This is a genomic window from Muricoccus vinaceus (assembly GCF_042433125.1).
GTDB classification, from domain to species: Bacteria; Pseudomonadota; Alphaproteobacteria; order Acetobacterales; family Acetobacteraceae; genus Roseomonas; species Roseomonas vinacea.
In genome coordinates this window covers 1-1308 of record NZ_JBHLVZ010000026.1, presented here as the reverse complement: position 1 = coordinate 1308, position 1308 = coordinate 1, and the positions used below count along the sequence as shown (strand labels likewise).

The window sequence follows — 1308 nt, the reverse complement described above, 5'->3', positions numbered from 1 at the left end:
GCCGACCTGCACCTCGCCCTGACAACCCTCGCCTGCGCCGTCATCTGCCTCCGCCAGATCAGGCGGGTTTGTCCTTGGCTTTAAGCCCCTAGCACGATAATCAGACAAGATATCTGAAGGAAGCCATCCCAGGCTCCCGGCCGCCCATCAACCCGTCAGGAGCCGATCCAGACCTGCCCCCGCCCGCCAATCCGGGTGCCCCTGGCGCGAGAGCTGACAGAACCTTCCGCAGCACCGCACCGGCCGCGTCCGCCCTACTCAGCGGCGACATCCAAATGATGTTCGACACCTTCTCCTCGGCCCAGCCGCAGGTGAAGCAGGGCCGGGCTCGCGCCTTGGCCGTGACCTCGGCACGGCGCAACCCTGCCGCTCCCGACATCCCGACGCTGGCCGAGACGCTGCCGGGCTTTGAGGCCGACGCCTGGGATGGTGTGTTCGGGCTGGGGTGCATGGTCACACCTCTTTCGTTCATCTCGACCTTGGCCGCCGGATAGACTGACGGGGCAGGGTCAGGACCCGTTAATTGCGGCTGGCGCTTAATCTGAATGGCTGATTCCATGGTGGCCGGAGGTGCTGCCATGGCTGATCTGTTGTGGCTGACGAGGGCGCAGATCCGGCGGATCGCGCCTTACCTTCCGCTCTCTCACGGGGTGCCCCGCGTCGACGATCAGCGGGTGGTCAGTGGTATCCTCCACGTCATCCGTAGCGGGCTGCGTTGGCGCGACGCGCCTGCCGAGTACGGCCCACACAAGACCCCGTACAACCGCTTCGTGCGATGGAGCCGCCTCGGCGTGTTCAACCGCATTTTCGCCGGGCTCGCGGGCCGCGCGGGTGAGCCGGAGCGCCTGATGATCGATGCGGCCCACCTCAAGGCGCACCGGACGGCGGCCAGCCTGCTCAAAAAGGGGCTGTTCGCCGCCGTATCGGGCGCACCAAGGGCGGCCTGAACTCCAAGCTCCACGCCACACCGTGACGGACAGGGGCGCCCTGTGATCCTGCTGCTGTCCGAAGGTCAGATGAGTGACCACAGGGGCGCGGCCTTGATGCTGCCCCGCATGCCACGCGCCAAGGAACTGCTGGTCGACAAGGGCTATGACAGCAACCGCTTCCGCGAGGCCCTGGTCGAGCGCGGCATCCAGCCCTGCATTCCGTCAAGCAAGAGCCGCAAGGTGCCGCTCCCCTACGACAAGGCCCTCTACCGCGAGCGGCACCGCATCGAGAACATGTTCGGCCGCCTCAAGGGCTGATGGTGCGCCAAAGGTTGTCGAGGTTGCGAGCGGCGGCTTTGCGCAGGATAGCCTTGAGCTT

Annotated in this window: 1 protein-coding gene and 1 pseudogene; both read left to right on the top strand. The window is 66.3% G+C overall.

The features are described 5' to 3' along the window. The first annotated feature begins 113 nt into the window (after positions 1 to 113). Positions 114 to 494, top strand: coding sequence for a tripartite tricarboxylate transporter substrate-binding protein (locus ACFFIC_RS12165; RefSeq protein WP_377050622.1), 381 nt, complete (start codon positions 114 to 116; stop codon positions 492 to 494). 84 nt (positions 495 to 578) lie between these two features. Further along, positions 579 to 1241: pseudogene (locus ACFFIC_RS12160) on the top strand (IS5 family transposase); the annotation flags it as partial. Between the last annotated feature and the right edge of the window lie 67 nt (positions 1242 to 1308).